This window comes from Spirosoma arcticum (assembly GCF_054779955.1).
This window is the reverse complement of record NZ_BAAGXG010000005.1, coordinates 507,220-526,918: the sequence shown is the minus strand read 5'-3', so window position 1 is coordinate 526,918 and position 19,699 is coordinate 507,220. Positions and strand designations below refer to the sequence as shown.

The following is a 19,699-nucleotide window of genomic DNA, read 5'->3' as shown; positions in this document are numbered from 1 at the left end:
CACTAAGTATTGCTACTCCGTTCGACTTGCATGTATTAGGCCTGCCGCTAGCGTTCATCCTGAGCCAGGATCAAACTCTCCATCGTAAATAATTGTGCCCCGCTAAAAAACGGGGCGATGTTTATCGCCTTAATTAATGCTAACCTTTTGATGTCAATACGTCAAAGAACTGTGTCACACCTACTTTGGCATGATGGTGGCCAACCGTTGTTGGCCTTCCCTACTGATTTGGGAATGCAAAGGTAGCATTTTAAGCCGCTTTTCGCAAGAGTTTTTCTAAAGTTTTTTCTGAAGCTATTCCGTTTCAATGAATGAATATCCAAAGTGCCTGGGACTCACGTAGGTTTCCTTAATTGTGCGTACTGAAACCCATCGAAATAAATTTAAAGCTGATCCTGCCTTATCATTCGTGCCCGATGCCCGCGCCCCGCCGAAGGGTTGCTGGCCCACTACCGCACCAGTTGGTTTGTCGTTTACATAGAAATTTCCGGCCGCATTTTGTAGACTACGAGCGGTTTGCTCAATAACATATCGGTCTTTTGCAAATATTGATCCCGTCAGTGCGTAAGGCGATGTGTTATTGACAACTTGAATCATGTCTTCAAACGCTGATGGTTCGTATACATAGACGGAAAGGACCGGTCCGAAGATCTCGTCGCACATTGTTCGATACGTCGGATTGTTAACCCGTAGTATGGTTGGTTCTACGAAATACCCCTTAGTATTATCATAGTGGCCACCGGCAACAATGGTTGCTTGATCGCTTTGCTTTGCTTCGTCAATGTAGGCAGTGATTCTGGCGAAGGCCCGTTCGTCAATGACAGCGTTGATAAAGTTGGTAAAATCTTCGACACCGCCCATATTCATTTCGCTCAAGAACTGCTTCATCCGGGCTTCAACAGCAGGCCAAAGTGTTGATGGAATGTAAGCGCGGGATGCTGCTGAACATTTCTGCCCCTGATATTCAAAAGCGCCCCGAACTAATCCGGTCGCTACTTCGTCGGCATCGGCTGATTCATGAACCAGCACAAAGTCTTTACCGCCTGTTTCTCCAACGATGCGTGGATATGTCTTGTACTTATGAATATTAGCGCCAATATCACCCCATATTGTTTGGAAAACTTTTGTGCTTCCTGTGAAGTGAATGCCAGCAAAGTCGGGGTGTTCAAAGATTACTTTTCCTGCAACTGGACCATCAACGTAAATTAGGTTGATAACGCCGTCAGGCAAACCAGCTTCAATTAGTACATCCATAATAATCTTCGCCGAAAGCACTTGTGTATAAGCGGGCTTCCAAACGACAGTATTACCCATCAGGGCGGCTGACGTGGGCAAGTTTCCGGCAATGGCCGTGAAGTTGAATGGCGTTAGTGCAAAGATGAATCCTTCGAGCGGTCGGTATTCGAGTCGGTTCCAAACGCCGGGTGACGAATCGGGCTGTTGTCGGTAGATGTCTGTAGCAAACTGGACATTGAAACGCAAAAAGTCGATTAATTCACAGGCGGAGTCAATTTCGGCTTGGTATGCGTTTTTTGACTGGCCAAGCATGGTGGCCGCATTAATCCGGGCGCGGTATGGACCGGCTATTAGTTCAGCGGCTTTTAAGAAAATACTTGACCGGTGTTCCCACGCTAAATTAGCCCAAGCTTCCTTTGCTGATAAAGCCGCTTCAATCGCCAGTTCGACGTGTTGAGCCTCTCCTTCGTAAAAATACCCCAATGTATGCTGGTGATCGTGTGGGGGCGAAACCCGAAGTTTACGTCCTGTTCGTACCTCACTACCACCAATGTACATGGGAATATCCGTCTCCTTAGCGCGAAAATCTGATAAAGCCTGTTTGAGTGCTTCACGTTCAGGAGAGCCGGGCCGGTATTCTTTTACCGGCTCGTTGACCGGCGTAGGTGCGTTAAAAAAGCCAAATGACATGATGAGGTGTATGTTTTTACAAATTTACGGATTGCTCCACTTATCCACTAATTCTGAATACTTTCCCACATTTACACGCCGTTTATTCCTGTTGATCCGGCTGATTTATCGTACTTTGTCCTTTCACATTGCTTTTACTTTATGCGTTTTTATAGTACTAATAGTCCCCACATAACCGTATCTGCCCAAGATGCTCTCTTCCGTAGCTTACCTGCCGACAAAGGGCTGTACATGCCAACGCCGTTACCCCGTTTGGGTGCATCTTTTTTCGAGAATATCGCCGGACAATCATTAGCCGATATTGGTTTTTCGATCAGTCAAGTTTTATTTGGCGATGAGATTAGCAAGGTTGAATTGGAAGAGTTGACGCATCAAGCGTTTTCGTTCGACACGCCGGTTCAGGAATTGAATCCGGGAAAGACAAGCGTCCTGGAACTGTTCCACGGTCCATCGTTGGCATTTAAGGACGTTGGGGCGCGGTATATGGCGGCTTTGATGTCGCACTACTCTAAACAAAGCGACAGGGAAGTAAACATTTTGGTTGCCACCTCAGGCGATACGGGCGGAGCAGTAGCGATGGGGTTTCATAATGTGCCTGGCGTTCGGGTTTCAATTTTATACCCCAGCGGTCGAGTTAGCGACTTGCAGGAGAAACAACTCACAACGTTAGGCGGAAACATACAGGCATTTGAAGTTGATGGGTCGTTTGATGACTGCCAGGCTATTGTTAAGCAAGCCTTTGTTGATACTGATCTGAATAATACCCTTTCTCTATCATCAGCCAACTCGATTAACATCTTCCGGCTTATTCCGCAGGGATTTTACTATGTACGGGCGTATGGTCAGGTAAGGCATCATAATAAGCCGGTCGTTTTTTCAACGCCCAGTGGCAACTTTGGCAATCTTAGTGCGGGTGTGATGGTGCAACAAATGGGCTTACCCATTTCACATTTTGTGGCCGCAACCAACCTCAATCACGTTGTGCCAACCTATATTAAATCTGGCTTATATTCACCAATTCCGTCCGTTGCAACCATCTCTAACGCAATGGACGTGGGTAGCCCGAGTAATTTTGTTCGATTGGTGCACCTTTATGAAGACAACTATGACCGCTTCAAAGAGCATGTGTCTGGTTATTTTTTCGATGATGACGAAACGAGGACCGGCATGAGACAAATTTTTGATCAATACGGTTACGTTAGCTGCCCACACACCGCTATCGGTATTATGGGGTTGCAAGCTCATTTGAATAGTGTTCAGCAAGAGGTTACAGGTGTTGCTTTAGCCACTGCTCATCCATCTAAGTTCAAGCCTTTAGTTGATAGTACTTTAGGCATATCAGTTGACGTGCCCGAACGGTTAAAAATTCTGGCTGATCGACCAAAACAAAGCATTCACATTCCGAATGATTATCAGGCATTCAGGGAGTCTCTGCTTATGAGGGTCCACTAACTGTTTGGTTCATAATGTCGAAGAAGGCTAATGTTGCTTGACTTGGACTTCTCCGACATTATGAATTAATTTACTGTATCTCCTCTTAACGCCCGGAAACGCTTTCGTGCTTCAGCACCGTGAATGCTGCCCGAATAGTTAGTCAGCACTTTTTGGTATGCGTCCATAGCTGCTTGCTTGTCTTTCAAACGCTCTTCGTATATTTTACCTTGTGTGAACTGTGCATCGTCACCTAAGATATCATTGGGATATTTGGCAATTATTGTTTTCAGGTCTTCGATGGCTTCGGTAGTTTTTCCTTGTTTCAAGTAGGTGTTGGCCCGGAGCCAAAGCACCTCATCAACCAAACTGTGATCAGCAAATTTTGTCAACATTTGATTGAGATTGTCAACAGCTTCATCAGTTTTGTTTTGAAAAAGCAATAGTTCTACATCTGCATACCAGCGCATAGCCGCTTCAGTGGTATCCATACCCGTGTTATCCACAATTAGCAGGCTCAACTGTTCAGCATCGTTGGCAATTTCGCGGGATGTTGCCAGCTTAAGGACATCCAGAATGTCTTTGGCCACTGTAAAACTGCCTTTGTAATAATGCAGCTTGGCATTTTTGAGTTTTGCTTCGTATCCCAACAGTTCTTCCTTCTGCGACTTTTCCACCTGCGAATATAGCAGAGTTGACTCCCAAGGTTCTCCTTTCAGAAGGTAGATGTCCCCTTTGTCCAGTTTACACTTATCCACAAAGTTTCGGTCTGCCTTCCCTAAATCAATAGCCAGATCAAGCACAGTTAAGGCAGTGTCTTTGCTGTCGAGGTAATTGCCGTACAGATTGGCAGTACTACGAAGGGCTTCGAGCGTCTTCACATTCGTGCCGATTTCCTGTAGCATACGTTGGTAATCACTAATGAGCTTGCGAATTTCGATCTTGTCAACCGGATATGTGTTTTTGACCTGTTCTTCACGGGCGTTTATTACCAATCGACGCGCAAATGGATACAGTTGGCCTTGTGGGTAGGTTGCCGTTACATATTCGAATGCATCGGCCGCCGTTTTGTACTCTTTGTTATTCATGGCCAGCATTCCTAACTCGTAAACCTTTCCTCCTGCCAGTTTCAATCGTTTGTCCGTTGCCTTTTCCTGCATCAATGCCCGGCTAAACTTTTGTTTTTGCACAAAGTACCAAATCAACAGCTCATTAAAAGCGAGTTCGTTTGGCTCTTGCTGAATCTTCGCGTACAGCGCTTTTTCCACAAATGGTTCATCCTTTGTGTTGATATATCCTTGCAGCGCAGCAAGCACCGTCTCTTTTTTATCGGTTTGTTTAGCCGTAATAACAATTTCGCTGATAGCTTTCTCAGTCTGACCAGTTGCCCGGTACAGAGTCATTAACTCCGCGCTGTACGACATGGCATCCCGGCTTACCTCGCGGGCTGTCTCATAGGCGCGAACGGCCCAGCGGGTCTCTCCGAGTTCGGAGAATGCTGTTGCAATTTTTTCGAGCCTGGCGGTAGACGACTTACTCGACTGCAGTGCTGCTGTAAATTGAGCACCAGCCTGCACTGTATCGCCTTGCTGAGTAACAAGCTGTCCGGCCAGTATCTCATAATATGGCCGGTTTGGCTCGTCGCTACGTTGCTGTTTGCGTAAGTATTTTAGTGCATCATCAGCCTGATTGCTTTTTTGCAGGCTTGCGACATACCTTGACAGCCTTGCCCACGTCACATTGGATTTGAGCAATTTTCCATACTCGTTAGCTGCTTTCTCAAAATCGCCCGCCTTAAAGTACTCTTCAGCTAACGTAGACCCGGCGACCGTAGTCGTAGCCTGTCCCCAACTATATTTAGTTGACAAGACCAGCATCAAGACAAACACAATTGTTGACCTTATTAACATTTTATATTAAGGAGTTTTAAAGAAAAAACTGTTATAACTATTGTAGGTGTGGATATGTGAATAACAAAGTTATCCACCAATTTGCGCTTTTAATGTTGATAAATGTGCTTTGTAAATAGTAACAATGGCATTACTTATCCACTTATAACGTGCTCATCCAGTGCAAATTAACATTTTACCCACATTTTAAGTCTATTTCAATTGTGGATTTGTTTATAAATTTTACACACCGTGTTACGTGTTTAAAATTTGTTGAATCGGTGGTTGATATGTTGACATTTCTCCACACAATTCTGTCTTTCATTGTGACGTGTGGATTACCTGCCCGTTATTCCACACTGTACTGGGCTATTATCAACAAATTTTCCGCCAAACTGCATTACTTATACACACCATTATACACACAAATGTTTAACTATTTCATTTTACAATTGACTTTTTCTTTGACTCAGTTATCAAACAGATTTATCTACAATTGATTAGTTAACGTTTCTTCTTGAAGAAATAGATGATACTGGAAAAATTTCCGGTTTTCTTCGCTTCAAAGTTTGAAACAAATCCTGTCTTAACACTACTGAAATAATCTGTCTTTCCAGTTTTGTATCGAGTACTAAGTATGGAAATGTAAAAAGCATCGAATGGCATAGCTTGTTGCCGTATAAGTTCGAAGTTGTGCTTCTCGAGTAGCGCTTTTAGAGTTGTAGGCGTAAAATGATAAACATGTCTTGGCACATCGTAAGCAGCCCAGTGTCTCTCAAAGTATGCTGCGTCATACGAATCTGAGTTTGGAACTGCAATCAGTATTGTACCCTCTTTGTTCAATAATTCGCTAAGCCGTGAGATTGTTTCTTCTAAATCAGGAATGTGTTCGAGTACATGCCAAAGTGAAATGATGTCAAATGTGCTTGTGTTGGTTAACGTTTGCAGACTGGGTTCAATTTCTATCTGTAGCTTCTTAGTCGATATGGTACGAGCATCCGGGTCAGGTTCTACGCCGACTACTTTCCATCCACCTGCTTTGCAGGCTTCCAAAAATGTACCCGTTCCGCAACCTACGTCCAGAATACAACCAACCCTGTTATTTAGCTTGTTGACTAAATTAAGCTTTGATCGAAGCGTGTAGCTTCGCACAGTACGATAGGCTGTACTGACTAGTCCACTGCTGACATCGTTGTGTGATATATACTTATCAGATTTGTAATAGGAACCACTTGTCTCTTCGCTTGGCCTTGGATTTGTAAAGCGGAAACTGCAACTGTCGCACTGTTGGATCGTGAAATCTTCCAAACTCACTAAATAATCTTTACAAACTAAAAACGGCGAAAATTGATCGTTGCCGCAGATGGGGCAGTGATATAATGTTTCCAATTAAGTGATTAAGATTACGAAGTACGTGAGCGTTAAATCAGTCTTGTTAAGCACTTCAATTTCATTTTTTATCGACCCATATATACTAACAATATGGAAACGTCGGATGCGCTAACCCCACTTATGCGCGACGCCTGTCCAATAGTTGATGGACGTAACCGTTTCAATTTCTCCTTACCTTCATACGAAAGGGCTTTCAATTGGTCGTAGTCAAAAGCAGAATTTATAGTCAAGCCTTCCCACTTATCTAATTTGTTAGCATTTTGACGCTCACGGTTCAAATAATCTTCATACTTTATTTCAATTACAGTTTGTTCGGTAATTTCATTTCCTACCACTGGTATACCAGCAACCATCGATAGGAGTTCATTTATCTCATTCTGCTCCAGTTCAGGACGTTTCAGGAGCGTATATAAGTTGCTTTTTTCGCGTAATAAAGAACTCCCTTTTTCTTCCAACCACGTATTGATATCGTCTGGTTTCACTTTTACTCCCCGAATTGCCTCCATTAATTTGGCAACGCCCTTCCGTTTGGCTACCATCATTTCATACCGATCTTGTGAAGCTAAACCAATTGCGTATCCTTTTTCTGTCAGTCTTAAATCGGCGTTATCCTGTCTCAGCAATGTTCGATATTCAGCCCGTGATGTAAACATACGATAAGGCTCCTCAGTACCTTTTGTGATAAGATCATCAATTAATACACCAATGTAGCCTTCCGAACGCTTAATAGTGAACTCAGCTTCTTCGTTCACATTCCGATGTGCGTTTATTCCCGCCATCAGTCCCTGGCATGCTGCTTCCTCATAACCAGTTGTTCCGTTAATTTGACCAGCGAAGAATAAGTTAGCAACCAATTGCGTTTCAAGTGTTGGCTTTAATTGCGTTGGTGGAAAGTAGTCATATTCAACAGCATAACCTGGACGAAACATACGTACCCCTTCAAAACCAGGTATTTTTTGTAGTGCTCTATACTGAACATCTTCTGGCAAAGAGGTCGAAAACCCGTTGACATACACTTCCACGGTATCTCTCCCTTCCGGTTCAACAAAAATCTGGTGCCGATCTTTATCTGCAAATCGATTGATTTTATCTTCAACTGAAGGGCAGTAGCGGGGTCCTAACCCTTTAATGCGGCCTGTGAACATTGGCGATCTATCAAACCCAGTCTTCAATTCGTCATGTACATGTTGATTTGTGTACGTGATCCAGCAACTACGCTGGTTTATTAAGGAAGGCGTATTTGTGTACGAAAATTTTCCTGGGTTTTCGTCACCAGTTTGCTCCTCCATTATCGTGTAATTCAAACTTCGCCCATCTACCCTTGGGGGCGTGCCGGTCTTCATTCGACCCGCTTCAAAACCCAATTCTACCAATTTTTCAGTCAAGCCTTTCGCTGCCTGTTCGGCTGTACGACCTCCTCCAAATATTTTTTCACCAATGAACATTCGGCCGTTAAGGAATGTGCCATTTGTTAAAACGACGGCTTTTGCAAAAAACTCAACGCCTAATGCAGTTTTTACGCCACTCGTGTGTCCATCTTTCACTAATATATCAACTACGCTATCTTGCCAGAAATCAATATTCTCATTTTTTTCCAATGCTTTCCTCCACTCCCAAGCGAACACATTTCGATCACTTTGACAACGGGGGCTCCACATAGCGGGACCTTTTGATCGGTTAAGCATTCGAAATTGAATCATGCTTATGTCACTTACGATACCAGACATCCCTCCCAATGCGTCTACTTCACGCACGATCTGTCCTTTGGCTACTCCACCCATTGCTGGGTTACATGACATTTGTGCTATAGTTTGCATATTCATCGTAATAAGTAAAACGCGTGAACCCATCGTTGCAGCAGCGTTAGCAGCTTCGCAACCTGCGTGTCCAGCACCTACTACGATTACATCATAAGAAGAATGCATTACGTTGATTTTTAAAAATGTTCCACGTGGAAAGTTTGAGCGAAATCACTAAAACTTACAACAAAATAAAAATTTAACAAGGTTATTATCAAAAAGACAAAAGCAGCAAACATTAACAATGAATCTACCTATTGATATTTTGCAGATAATTATTAGCCTGCTTTTTGTAATACTGATTATAATTTGGTGTAACAGACCGTAACACCTCAACTTGCTTGGTCTTTATAGACAAATTAGTTGAATCAAAAAAGGAGGGAGAGCTACGCCTTATGGTTTTAACAGACTCAGCTTCACGTCGAGGATCTTCCTCCTGCTGTTTATAAGCCTTCTCAGATTCAAGCAAACGGGTTAATATTTCGTCCTGTCGATTGATAGTGCGTTGAGTTACCCGTTTGTTGACTAAATCCGTTTCCGTTTCATCCATCTTTTGCATTAGTTCCTTGGCCTGTTGCTCCTGTTGTTTCCCGACCTCCGTCCCTTTAGAGTTCTCTTCCATCTTCTTCAACATACTGCGAATCATTGCCTGTTGAGCAGCCATTTGAGAAAGTTCTTCTGATAAACCCCTGCCCGACTTACCTCCCTTTTGCATTTGTTTCATTTGTGCGTTAAGCTGCTTCTGCATCTCGCCCACTCCTTCACCTGGCTTATTGCCTTTCTTTCCTCCCTTCCCTTTGCCGGGCATAGCCATGGCATTCATTTGCTGCTGCATGTTCTTCAATACATCACTGAGCATTAACGCTAAATTATTTATGGATGTCATGGCAAACTGTTGCTTAGAGGCCGCCACACTCAACCGACGGTCGCGTAACTGCTGAGTGCTTTCATCCATATAAAATTTCATATTAGTTAACTCCCGAGTAACGAACGATTGAATTTGAACGACCCGGCTGGCCAACGCATTCAAACTGTCCTCAATGATTTTGGCGTCATCTTGAAGCTTAAGTTGTTCCTGAGATAATTTAGTAACCCGAGGGTCTTGTAAGCTCATACCACGGAAATCTTTCATAACTCGCTCCTGACCAAACGACAGTGTAACAAGATTATCAAGAATGTTACGGAGGTCATCCATATTTTCCTGCATCTCTTCCATCTCCGAAGACTGCATGGATTCCTGCATAGCCTTGCTCATAGCCCTCATTGACTTAGATGCTTTGCTTTGAGAAGGTGAAGCTTTTTTGCCTTGGTTCTTCTTCAGTTGATCCATAGCCTGCTGCATCTCTTTTTCGATCTCCTTCTGCTCATCTTCAGAAGACTCTGGTTTATTCAAATCCTCCTTCTCAGCCTCCTTGTCAATCTCTTTGAGCTGATCCTGAGTGTTCTTAAAGTCTTCCTGCGACTTTTCCTGTTGTTTTTGCTGATCTTCAGAAGACTCGTTCCTCTTAGCACTCTCCTCCGCCTGCTTGTCTAACTGATCCGCTTGTTTCTCTAAATTTTCTGCTACGTTATTAACCTTCTGCTCCAACTGCATCTGTTTGAATAGCTTAAGCGCTCGGTCTAAATCACGCTCTAAGTTGCGTTCTTTACGACTCAAACGATCCAGTAGATCGGATGCTTTATCATCCTGCTTCTTCTCTAAAAGCTGTTTGAGCTGTTCGTAAAGTTGCTTCGATTCAGGATCAAGCAACTCATTAAACAGCTTTTGGAGTTGCTCTAATTTCTCCTGTGTCGACTTGTTTTTGTCTGCGAAGCGTTGCTGCGTATCATTCGTCTTCTGAAACTGCTCCTGTAGTTTTTGAACATCCTTCATCAACTCATCTCGTTTTTGAAGTACTTCCTGAAGTTGTTTCTTGTCTTGAAAGTCGGACGACTTACGAGTACGCATGCGGTCCTCCATCGACTTCAGTTCCTTTTTTATGTCCTGTGTTTTAGCCAGAGCTTTACTAATCTGTTCTTCTGCTTTGTTAGCTGCTTTGTCAACCTGCTCTTGCACTTCCGTGTTAGAGGGGATTGAGAAATTCAATTGATTAGTGCGACTTGATTTAGGACCATTGACACCGTCGTTATCCCACACCTGAACATAATAATCTAAACGATCTTCCTGACCAAGTTTTAAGCTGTCAAGCGACCAGTTGTAAACGAAGTTCTGTGAAGTGGTCGCTCGATTTACAGGAATGATTATAGAACTAATAGGTGAAACTTTACCATTGCGTTTGATTGTGTAATTCAACCGCAATTTGGAGAAACCATAATCGTCAGACATAAGCCCTGAAAGAGCAATGTAATTATACGTGACTGTGTCCTGAATGCGGTCGACCGAAATTTGGGGAAAACGATCAGGAACCACCTGCACGTTGTACTGGATAGAGGAAGGAGCCGGTATCTGAGCGTTTTTTAATGACACAGTATAAGCCGTACTTTGCGTAAGCCGACGATTTATAGCGAATGTGTTGTCATCGACCAATCGAGCCGCCACGGCCTTAACGTCCGAATTGAACCGAAGCAAAAGTGAATCAGTATGATCAGCGGCAAACTCCCAATGAACCATGGTGCCTTGAGGAACCAGTAAGTTGCCAACATTTGCCAACTGCTCAGAAGGCTTATTTAAGTAGGCTGGATAGTCAAGTTTAACATTAAAAGAAAGCACTGCCGGCCGGTCGATCATTGCCACTGTATAAGTCGGAGAATCGAACCCGGCTGCTTCAAGGTGGAAATCTAAATTCCGTTGTAAATTGTCAAAGCTGTAAGAAAACTGTTCGCCTGAACGCTCCAGTTTGAAACGAGTTCCGCCTGTGACAACGTAAACCGCCTGCGGTATCGCATCGCCAGCGAGCTTAACCGAAAGCAAAAAATCTTCGTTTCGAAAGGACTTGAGCGACTTGTTCTGAATGATAAATTTGAAAGGAGCCTCTTCAACAAACTCCTTGTCATAGTTTACCAGCCGAGTTGACGACTTCGTAAAAAATGAAGGATTGATGAGCAAAATGATAAAAATTAAGACCAGTGGAGGAATTGCATATTTTAGAAATTGGCGGTTGCGGCTAATTTGGATAGCACTTGCAAACCGGTTAATAAGCAACTGATTTGACCGTTGATTCAAACTGGCCACGAGCAAATCAGATTGATCGGTTGAGATACGCTGAAGTTGAAGCGTGTTCAACAATTTGTCGCCAACATCAGGAAAGTATGTACCAATCTGTCGAGCGGCATCGTCATTGGTAAGCGGCCTGTCCAACCCATATAACCCCATCAAGGGTCGAATAATAAATCGATAGAGTGCGAAGACAGCCATCGACAAAAAGCCAAAGAAAAGTGCTCCCCGACCTACTGAGTCAAATCGGCCAATGAATTCAGCCGTATTCACGAACAGATAACCCGCACCAAGCAAGGCAATGAAGAAAAGACTGCCTTTAACTAACTGATTGAGAAAATACCGCTTTTTGTACTCATCAATCCGTTGCAAAAGCGTCGCGTAGGCGTTGGAAGACTGCATAAAATGAAAGTTGAGTCTGTATAAATTTTACACCAGTACCGTTCGAAAATAGAGGATTACATGGGTTTTGAGGAAGACTTCCTGAGCAATTAAGTCTCCATGAGGAAGTGGTTTAACCAAAGTCCATATAGGCCAGCCGTCCTTGTCATACCCGTCCAATTTGTAGTAATTACTCTGACTAAGAACCCGGCAGACAGCAATGTGCATCAAATCTTGTTTAGCCTCTTTTGAAAAACGAATTGGACCTTTACCAAGCTCCTGAATACCAATTAGGAAAAGAACAGCATTGAGATCTGCGGGTCGTTTACCCACCAACGTATGTAGTTGGTCGAGAAGTTCTTCCCACAAAACATGAACAGTATTCTCTTCCATTATCATTAGTAGGTCATTAGTCTGTCTAAATTACAACGAATTATCCTAATAACGAATGCACCCTGTCTTTAGGTTTGTTTCTGAACTGGCAACGGATTTCGCCGATCTCCTTTTCCCTACTCTTTGCTTAGGATGCAGTTGCTCGCTGACAGCCAACGAAAAAATTTTATGTATGCATTGCCGGTTCAATCTACCGGAGACCGGACAACATCGTGAACCGTACGACCGGAACCTCCTCAATAAATTTGCCGGAAGAGTGCCCATTGAGTTTTTAGCGTCGTTTGTTTACTTTACCAAGGGCGGCATAGTCCAAAAGCTAATTCATCAGATTAAGTATAAAGGACAAAAGGAAGCAGCTAAAGAACTGGCTAATTGGTACGGCTATCAACTTAAGACCCAAAGCACATTGGTTAATGACGCGGATATGTTAGTTGGAGTACCTCTTCACAGAAGTCGCCTTAACCAACGCGGATACAACCAGGCTGACTGGATTGCTGAAGGTCTCTCAGAAGCACTCACTATACCGTTACGAACAGATATATTGATTCGCAAACGCTTCAAATCATCGCAGACGCGTAAGAACAGAATGGAACGATGGGAGAACGTAGAAACAGTGTTTGATGTGTCTGACCATCGTGAGGTGGCTGGTAAGAATGTTATTATTGTTGATGATGTACTGACGACAGGAGCAACAATAGAAGCTTGTGCTGCCGAGCTACTGAAAGCTGGTTGTCGGTCAGTTGGGGTACTAACAATAGCGGCCACCCATCGCTGAGTGGCCGCCGTACTTAACAAATAGGTACTTACTTATTCCGACCCACACCAATCATTGCGCAACGGAAACCGACCATTGCCGTTGCCGAATCTTGGTCCAAGTACCGGCGTGTACCAGGCGATAGCCAGTAAGCCATGTCATTCCAGGAACCGCCTTTGTAAACGCGCAGCTGGTCATTAATGAGCGAGTTTTTATTCTTAGAGTCGTAATTCTTAGAATCGTCGCCATACCCATTTCGGCGAATTGGGTTCAGGTCATTCACGTCTTGATAAGACAGCGGACGATAGACATCATAAACCCACTCGTTGACGTTACCAGCCATGTTGTATAAACCGAAATCATTAGCTGGATAGGCATAAATTTCATTGGTAATAATAGCTCCGTCGTTCGACCGCCCAGCAATACCGGCGTAGTCTCCGCGTCCCCGCTTAAAGTTAGCCAGCATTTGACCCTGTTTGCGGCCCTTCTTCGGGTTCCGAACTGACGAACCATCCCACGGATAGATACGCTGGTTTATCTGGTTCTCGTCCATGTACTGAGTGCCAATAAGTGCCTTCGCTGCATACTCCCACTCCGCTTCGGTTGGCAGCCGGTAGTCAGGCAAAATCATACCGCTTTCGAGACTTGGCTTGGCGGGGGTAGCAGATGCTGTTTCTGCTTCGGCCAAGGCGGGGTCTTCAGCCTTCTTTGATTTACGTTTTAACGAAAAACCGCCCCCTTTTTTCTTCTTATCGCCACCCCCTTTTGCAAGTTCATTGTTCACGGCGTTTGAGCGCCAAACGGCATAGTCACTGGCTTGCACCCACGACACACCTACCACCGGATAATATCGAAAAGCCGGGTAACGCAGGTATTGCGTTACATACGAATCATTAAAAGACATATCCTTAGCCCAAACGGTTGTGTCGGGTAAAGCGGCTTTCACCACCTCCTCCGACGAATCGCGGGTGATGGCATTCAAATACTCAAGGTAGTGGACGTTAGCCATTTCGGTCTCATCCATATAAAAGGACTGGATAGAAACGGTCCGTTCGCGGTTGTCGCGGGTGTTCATCACGTCTTCCTCCAACGCCCCCATCGTGAAGCGCCCGCCTTCAATAAAAACGAGGTTCGGACCTGCCTTTTGTCCGGCAAACTTTTTTACCTGAAAGCCGTCTTTCTGGTTATAGGCTATACCAGTTGCCGTACTTTCCTTACCCGGCTTTACGCTGGTTGGGTGCTTGGATTTACTACAAGCAGTCAGGGCAATCGTCGCCAGGAGCACGTAGGCTACTCGTTGCAGGAGATACTTCTGATTCATTGTTGTGTTTGTGTAAAACTTAAAATGGCAAAGTCTTCATTAACTCGTCAGGGTTGACATAACCTCATCCAGTCGTTCAACCGAGAAAACATCTGTCTGCGTGAAAACAGCCCGGTTCTTTGATTCTCGTAACGAACACGTCGTCGGATTCCGTTTGATATAGTCAATCACCCTGCCAAATTGGTCGGAGGTAAAAAAATTATCTACAGCCCGGCTATCGTTCCCGTTAGAAACGAAGTAGCCTTTGAGGATATTATTCTTAAGCGTCAGTTTTTCAAGGTATAACTGCTCAGCTTTCCAGCGGACGTTGACCATTTTGATTAGATTTTCGACTTCTTCCGGCGGGGGACCAAACCGGTCAAGCACCTCCTGCCTGAATGCTGTCAACTCGTCGGCGTTTGCCAAGCTGTCTAAGCGAGTATATAATGCCAATCGTTCAGAGATATTTGAGACGTACCGTTCAGGAATTACGACTTGTAGATCCGTCTCAATGACCGTGTCAGGAAGAGCCAGTTTAAAGTCGCCGGGCTTAGTCTCAAACAGGTCTTTGAATTCGCTTTCTCTCAATTCCTGCACTGCTTCGTCCAACACTTTGTGGTACATCTCAAAACCAAGGTCGTTCACGAAACCACTTTGTTCGGCCCCAAGTAAGTTGCCTGCTCCCCGAATATCGAGGTCGCGCATGGCAATTTTAAAACCTTCACCGAGGTCCGAAAAGTCCTCCAGCGTCTGAAGTCGTTTGCGGGCATCAGACGTCATCACCGATGGTGGGGGCGTCAGCAAATAACAGAACGCCTTCCGGTTTGACCGCCCTACCCGGCCCCGCATCTGGTGCAAATCCGACAGACCAAAGTGATGAGCGTTGTTGATCAAAATTGTGTTTGCGTTGGATATATCCAGACCCGATTCAATAATATTAGTGGACACCAGAACGTCGTAATCTCCCTCAATGAAGCGAGTCATCATCCGTTCGAGCTTATCACCTTCCATCTGTCCATGAGCTACGCCAATGCGGGCCTCGGGTACAAGCCGCATAACAAGGTTGCCAATAGATTCGATGTCGCTGATGCGGTTATGCACGAAAAATACCTGACCACCCCGCCGAATTTCGGCGCTAACCGAATCCCGAATAGTAACTTCGTTGAATGGATGCACCTCCGTTGTGACAGGCTGGCGATTGGGCGGGGGCGTTGCAATAACGGACAGATCACGAGCTCCCATCAGCGAGAAGTGCAGCGTACGGGGAATGGGTGTAGCAGTAAGAGTTAACACATCAACTTCCACGCGCATTTCCTTCAGCCGATCTTTAGTTTTCACGCCAAACTTCTGCTCTTCGTCAATAACTAACAGACCAAGATCTTTGAATTTAATATCCTTGTTAACAATCCGATGGGTCCCAATCAGAATGCCTATATCGCCCGATGCTACGCCTTTTAAAATCTCCTTCACCTGCGTGGGCGACCTGAACCGGTTGATGTATTCGATCTTAACCGGGAAATCAGCCATGCGTTCTGTGAACGTCTTGAAATGCTGCATGGCCAAAATCGTTGTTGGCACCAGCACCGCTACCTGCTTATTATCGGTAACGGCTTTGAAGGCCGCCCGAATTGCAATCTCCGTTTTACCAAAACCCACGTCGCCACAAACGAGCCGATCCATTGGATGTGGCTGTTCCATGTCATCCTTAACGTCATTGGTCGCTTTGGCTTGGTCCGGTGTGTCTTCGTAGAGGAATGATGATTCGAGCTCGGCCTGGAGAAAGCTATCACGGCTATAAGCGAAACCAGGTGCGGTCCGGCGTTTGGCGTACAGCGCAATTAGCTCGCGGGCAATGTCCTTGACCTGTTTCCGGATTCGCGATTTTTTCTGCTCCCACTCCTGCGAACCCAGCTTACTCATGGTAGGTGGGCCACCCTCCTTGCCGCTGTACTTAGCGATCTTGTGCAGGCTGTGAATACTGACCAGAAGAATGTCGTTATCGCGGTAGATGAGCCGGATCGCTTCCTGCTCATTGCCCGCGTGGTCAACGCGCTCTAAACCGGCAAACCGCCCAATGCCGTGGTCAACGTGCGTTACGTAGTCACCGGGTTGAAGCGTTTTCAGTTCGCGCAGGGTTAACGCTTTAGACTTGGAAAATTTGTCCTGAACGCGGTACTTATAATAACGGTCGAAGATCTGATGATCCGTGAAACAGGCGATTTTCAAGGCATCATCCATGAACCCTTCACGCAAACCGATGTTCAGTGGCTGGAACTTAACAAATGGATCAAGCTCCTCAAAAATCGTTCGTAGCCGGTCTAATTGCTTGAATGACTCGGCGGCAATGATATTGGTGTACCCTTTGGCTTGGTTCTCACCAAGCGTATCCACCAAGCGCTTAAAATCTTTGTTGAATGAGGGTTGCGGCTTAGACTGGCACTGTTGCCGACTATCTGTTTTGAAGTAAAATTTGCGGCCGAACTCCACTGTTCGGAATCCCTTAAGCTGATTCAGAAAGGTTCGGCGGGTTTCAAACAGGTCATTCGGATCGAGCACAATCTGAATGCCTCCGCTATTGGCTAACACCGACTCGAAACTCTGTTCCGCTTTTTCAAAGCATTTCTCAATTATTTCAAGCGTAAACTCAACGTCTTTTGCCCAGATAGTAGTGGCGGTAGGCAGGAAGTTGAGAAATGGTTCGCGGGCTTCCTCAACAAGTTTAGTTTGAATGTTTGGGATGATATTAATGAAGTCGACCGAATCAGTAGAAAGCTGCGATTCAGGATTAAACTTCCGAATACTTTCAACCTCATCACCAAACAGATCAATCCGGAATGGAAATTCACTGGCGAATGAAAATACGTCGATGATGCCACCCCTTACCGAAAACTGCCCCGCTTCGTAGACGAAATCTGTCTTCTCAAACTCGTAGTTTTGCAGGAGTTCTGACACGAAATTAGTGTCTAACTTCTCCCCTACCCGAATCGTGAGCGTATTGGCCTGCAAGGATCGTTTGTTAATTACTTTCTCAAAGAGTGCTTCAGGATAGGACACGACTAACAAGCCGTCTTCAGGAGCTGGGTTGAGTTTATTGAGCACTTCGGCCCGCATTAGTACATTCGCGTTCTCTATTTCCTCGTACTGATACGGCTTCTTGTAGGACATCGGGAAGAGTAGTACGTCGCGACCAAGTAAGTTTTGTAGATCATTAAAGAAGTAAGCGGCTTCATCACGGTCGGTAAGCACAAACAGATGGTTTCCTCCAACCAATTTGGAAATGGCTGACGCCATTACAGCGTCTAAACTCCCCGCCAGCCCTTTGATTTGCAAACGTTGCGGCTCACTTGATGGGGCACGACCGAAGGGCTCGGCTAATAACTTTATGAAAGTATCGTCGGTATAAATCCCGAGTAATTCGTTTGGTTTCAAGCGTGATAAAGGTTGTATGAGCGAACACGAAAAGCCGCTGGAAGGGTATCCCGGCGGCACAGAAAGGTAACAGTGAGTCTTGGAAATTTGTTGCCCGAACAGAGAATGGATAAGCCGAAATTTGAATGAGTAAATGCTGCCCGGCGTAGTAACCACATCGTTTAATCTAATTCGCTCAATGTGGCAAAGTCAATATTTTCGCTTTCCAGTACTTTGCGAATTCGTGGGCTGTCTTCACACACTATGACAATGTCTTTCTTTTCAGTCGGCTCATCATCGACCCATTTCCAGTCTTCTGCCGTTGCATCGAGCATGTTTAAAATACTGCCAAATTTAGCCGGGTCGCGTTCCTTACTTATCAGGTCAGTGGTATTGGTGAAGTAGAGAACGATACGTTCATCTTCCAGCCATTGAAGGTCGTTGAGTGAATCGTTCAGTGTATCTATACTAAAGCCGAAATCAGGAATTTCCAACACGTCGGCTATCTCCTCGTAGAATTGCCGGAGCGTAGTCGCCTTCTGCCCATCGATGTGAGCAATGAAATAGTCGGCGTAACGGATTTCGAGTTCACGCTCAGACTGGCAGATCAGGATGTTAGGTGCCATAAGGTTCCTTTAAATTAATGGTACAGATGTGGAGATAATAAAGTTTCCACGTGGAACTGATAATCAAACAGTTGTAAGCGTATGTAACCTGTTTCAGCCTGGTTACTTAATTGTTTTTAGCAAAATGCTAAACCAGTTTGATCGTCTTGGTCACACAAAAAAGCCCTCTGTGTAGAGGGCTAAAATTGAATTGAAATTAATTTAATGAGAAAAGTGGTATGCGGGCAGCAACCATATTGTGAAACATCAGCTCGGTTATCATAGGTGTCATGTACTTAATAAGTGGGAACTCCGCCACCGACTCCATTACCTCCGTTTCAGAATCAGCCTTAAAAATGCACCATAGTTTCTGACGGTCAACCGAAAGCGAGTACGAAAGCAAAAAACCTTTCTCCATAAGTTCCTCCACTTTAAGCCGCTGAGCGGGAATCCGGTTTGCGAATCCCTCATCCATGACGGCCGGAAGGTCAAACTCAACCATGTACTGGCTCATACGCATCGTTGTTAAGTGAGTGCCAAATCAGTCAGGGCAACCGTTTGTCAGCTATAAGCAAATTAACGATGTTTAGCTCATCTTCGTTAATACTGTGCGGAAAATTCGGGTATAATCTTGTGGTGACCGACGCTCCCATCTCGTTGAAGACCCGCTCCGATTCCAGCACACGTTCTTTAGGTACGTGCGAATCTGCATCGCTGCAACCTAAGAAAACAGGGGTATTGCCAAAGTTGCCTTCGTAATTTCGGTCGGTTCCGTCTGGTCCAATCAGGCCACCGCTCAGCCCGAAAACACCGCCGTATTCCATCGCATTGCGAACGACAAATTCAAGTGTCAGGCAAGCTCCCTGCGAGAAGCCAAACCAGTAAATTTGGCCGGGCTTCAGGTTGTAGTCGGATTGCAGCCGGGCACGCAAACTTAGGAGTACCTGCAAGGCCGATGACAGGTGCGGCTCATTATCAGTCAACGGTTTCAAAAAGGAGTATGGATACCATGTGTTACCGGAGGCTTCAGGCGCGATGAAAGCAAAATCGTCGCCCTTAAAATGCTCTGATAGCGACAAAATATCAGCGGCTGACCCACCCCGGCCATGAACCATAACCACCACCTTGGTGGCTTCGTTGAGGGGTTTGCCAGCGGTGAGAAAGTTGTTGGGGTTATGAATCATAGGAAATGATTTTAGCGCGGAGTCATTGAGGAGATACGAAAGTAACGGAGACTTTATGAACTCCGCGAAACCTCCGCATCATT

At 45.1% G+C, this 19,699-nt stretch carries 13 protein-coding genes and 1 rRNA gene; 2 read left to right on the top strand and 12 right to left on the bottom strand.

From position 1 onward, the window contains the following. Positions 1 to 86: ribosomal RNA gene (locus ACYVHB_RS14435) — 16S ribosomal RNA — on the bottom strand; the annotation flags it as partial. A 208-nt stretch (positions 87 to 294) separates the two neighbouring features. After that, positions 295 to 1,926 (bottom strand): L-glutamate gamma-semialdehyde dehydrogenase, encoded by a 1,632-nt coding sequence (gene pruA / locus ACYVHB_RS14430; RefSeq protein WP_461052446.1) that lies wholly within the window; start codon positions 1,924 to 1,926, stop codon positions 295 to 297. A 141-nt stretch (positions 1,927 to 2,067) separates the two neighbouring features. Here pruA and thrC point away from each other — a divergent pair, with 141 nt between their 5' ends. Then, positions 2,068 to 3,378 carry a threonine synthase gene (gene thrC / locus ACYVHB_RS14425; RefSeq protein WP_461052445.1) on the top strand — a complete coding sequence of 437 codons (1,311 nt, stop codon included), beginning with the start codon at positions 2,068 to 2,070 and terminating at the stop codon, positions 3,376 to 3,378. A 65-nt stretch (positions 3,379 to 3,443) separates the two neighbouring features. Here thrC and ACYVHB_RS14420 read toward each other — a convergent pair whose 3' ends face one another. The 5 genes from ACYVHB_RS14420 to ACYVHB_RS14400 form a co-directional block, all read right to left on the bottom strand. Beyond that, positions 3,444 to 5,234: a tetratricopeptide repeat protein gene (locus ACYVHB_RS14420; protein WP_461052444.1), complete on the bottom strand. Its 1,791-nt coding sequence runs from the start codon at positions 5,232 to 5,234 to the stop codon at positions 3,444 to 3,446. A 516-nt stretch (positions 5,235 to 5,750) separates the two neighbouring features. Then, positions 5,751 to 6,635, bottom strand: coding sequence for a class I SAM-dependent methyltransferase (locus ACYVHB_RS14415; protein WP_461052443.1), 885 nt, complete (start codon positions 6,633 to 6,635; stop codon positions 5,751 to 5,753). A gap of 68 nt (positions 6,636 to 6,703) precedes the next feature. Then, positions 6,704 to 8,563 (bottom strand): tRNA uridine-5-carboxymethylaminomethyl(34) synthesis enzyme MnmG, encoded by a 1,860-nt coding sequence (mnmG, locus tag ACYVHB_RS14410; protein WP_461052442.1) that lies wholly within the window; start codon positions 8,561 to 8,563, stop codon positions 6,704 to 6,706. 124 nt (positions 8,564 to 8,687) lie between these two features. After that, positions 8,688 to 11,993 carry a DUF4175 family protein gene (locus tag ACYVHB_RS14405; RefSeq protein ID WP_461052441.1) on the bottom strand — a complete coding sequence of 1,102 codons (3,306 nt, stop codon included), beginning with the start codon at positions 11,991 to 11,993 and terminating at the stop codon, positions 8,688 to 8,690. Between the two features lie 27 nt (positions 11,994 to 12,020). Then, positions 12,021 to 12,365, bottom strand: coding sequence for a hypothetical protein (locus ACYVHB_RS14400; protein WP_461052440.1), 345 nt, complete (start codon positions 12,363 to 12,365; stop codon positions 12,021 to 12,023). A gap of 55 nt (positions 12,366 to 12,420) precedes the next feature. On the opposite strand from ACYVHB_RS14400, the gene ACYVHB_RS14395 reads away from it, so the two are divergent. After that, positions 12,421 to 13,140 (top strand): ComF family protein, encoded by a 720-nt coding sequence (locus tag ACYVHB_RS14395; RefSeq protein ID WP_461052439.1) that lies wholly within the window; start codon positions 12,421 to 12,423, stop codon positions 13,138 to 13,140. Between the two features lie 28 nt (positions 13,141 to 13,168). On the opposite strand, the gene ACYVHB_RS14390 is transcribed toward ACYVHB_RS14395, so the two are convergent. From ACYVHB_RS14390 to ACYVHB_RS14370, 5 genes are all read right to left on the bottom strand, one after another. Then, complete coding sequence (locus tag ACYVHB_RS14390; protein WP_461052438.1) at positions 13,169 to 14,440, bottom strand: SUMF1/EgtB/PvdO family nonheme iron enzyme; 1,272 nt, start codon at positions 14,438 to 14,440, stop codon at positions 13,169 to 13,171. 39 nt (positions 14,441 to 14,479) lie between these two features. Then, positions 14,480 to 17,848, bottom strand: coding sequence for a transcription-repair coupling factor (gene mfd, locus ACYVHB_RS14385; RefSeq protein ID WP_461052437.1), 3,369 nt, complete (start codon positions 17,846 to 17,848; stop codon positions 14,480 to 14,482). A 161-nt stretch (positions 17,849 to 18,009) separates the two neighbouring features. Beyond that, complete coding sequence (locus ACYVHB_RS14380) at positions 18,010 to 18,453, bottom strand: barstar family protein (protein WP_461052436.1); 444 nt, start codon at positions 18,451 to 18,453, stop codon at positions 18,010 to 18,012. 196 nt (positions 18,454 to 18,649) lie between these two features. Beyond that, complete coding sequence (locus ACYVHB_RS14375) at positions 18,650 to 18,946, bottom strand: muconolactone Delta-isomerase family protein (RefSeq protein WP_461052435.1); 297 nt, start codon at positions 18,944 to 18,946, stop codon at positions 18,650 to 18,652. Between the two features lie 31 nt (positions 18,947 to 18,977). Next, entirely contained in the window at positions 18,978 to 19,616 is a 639-nt protein-coding gene (locus ACYVHB_RS14370; protein WP_461052434.1) for an alpha/beta hydrolase, read from the bottom strand. Positions 19,617 to 19,699: the final 83 nt, after the last annotated feature.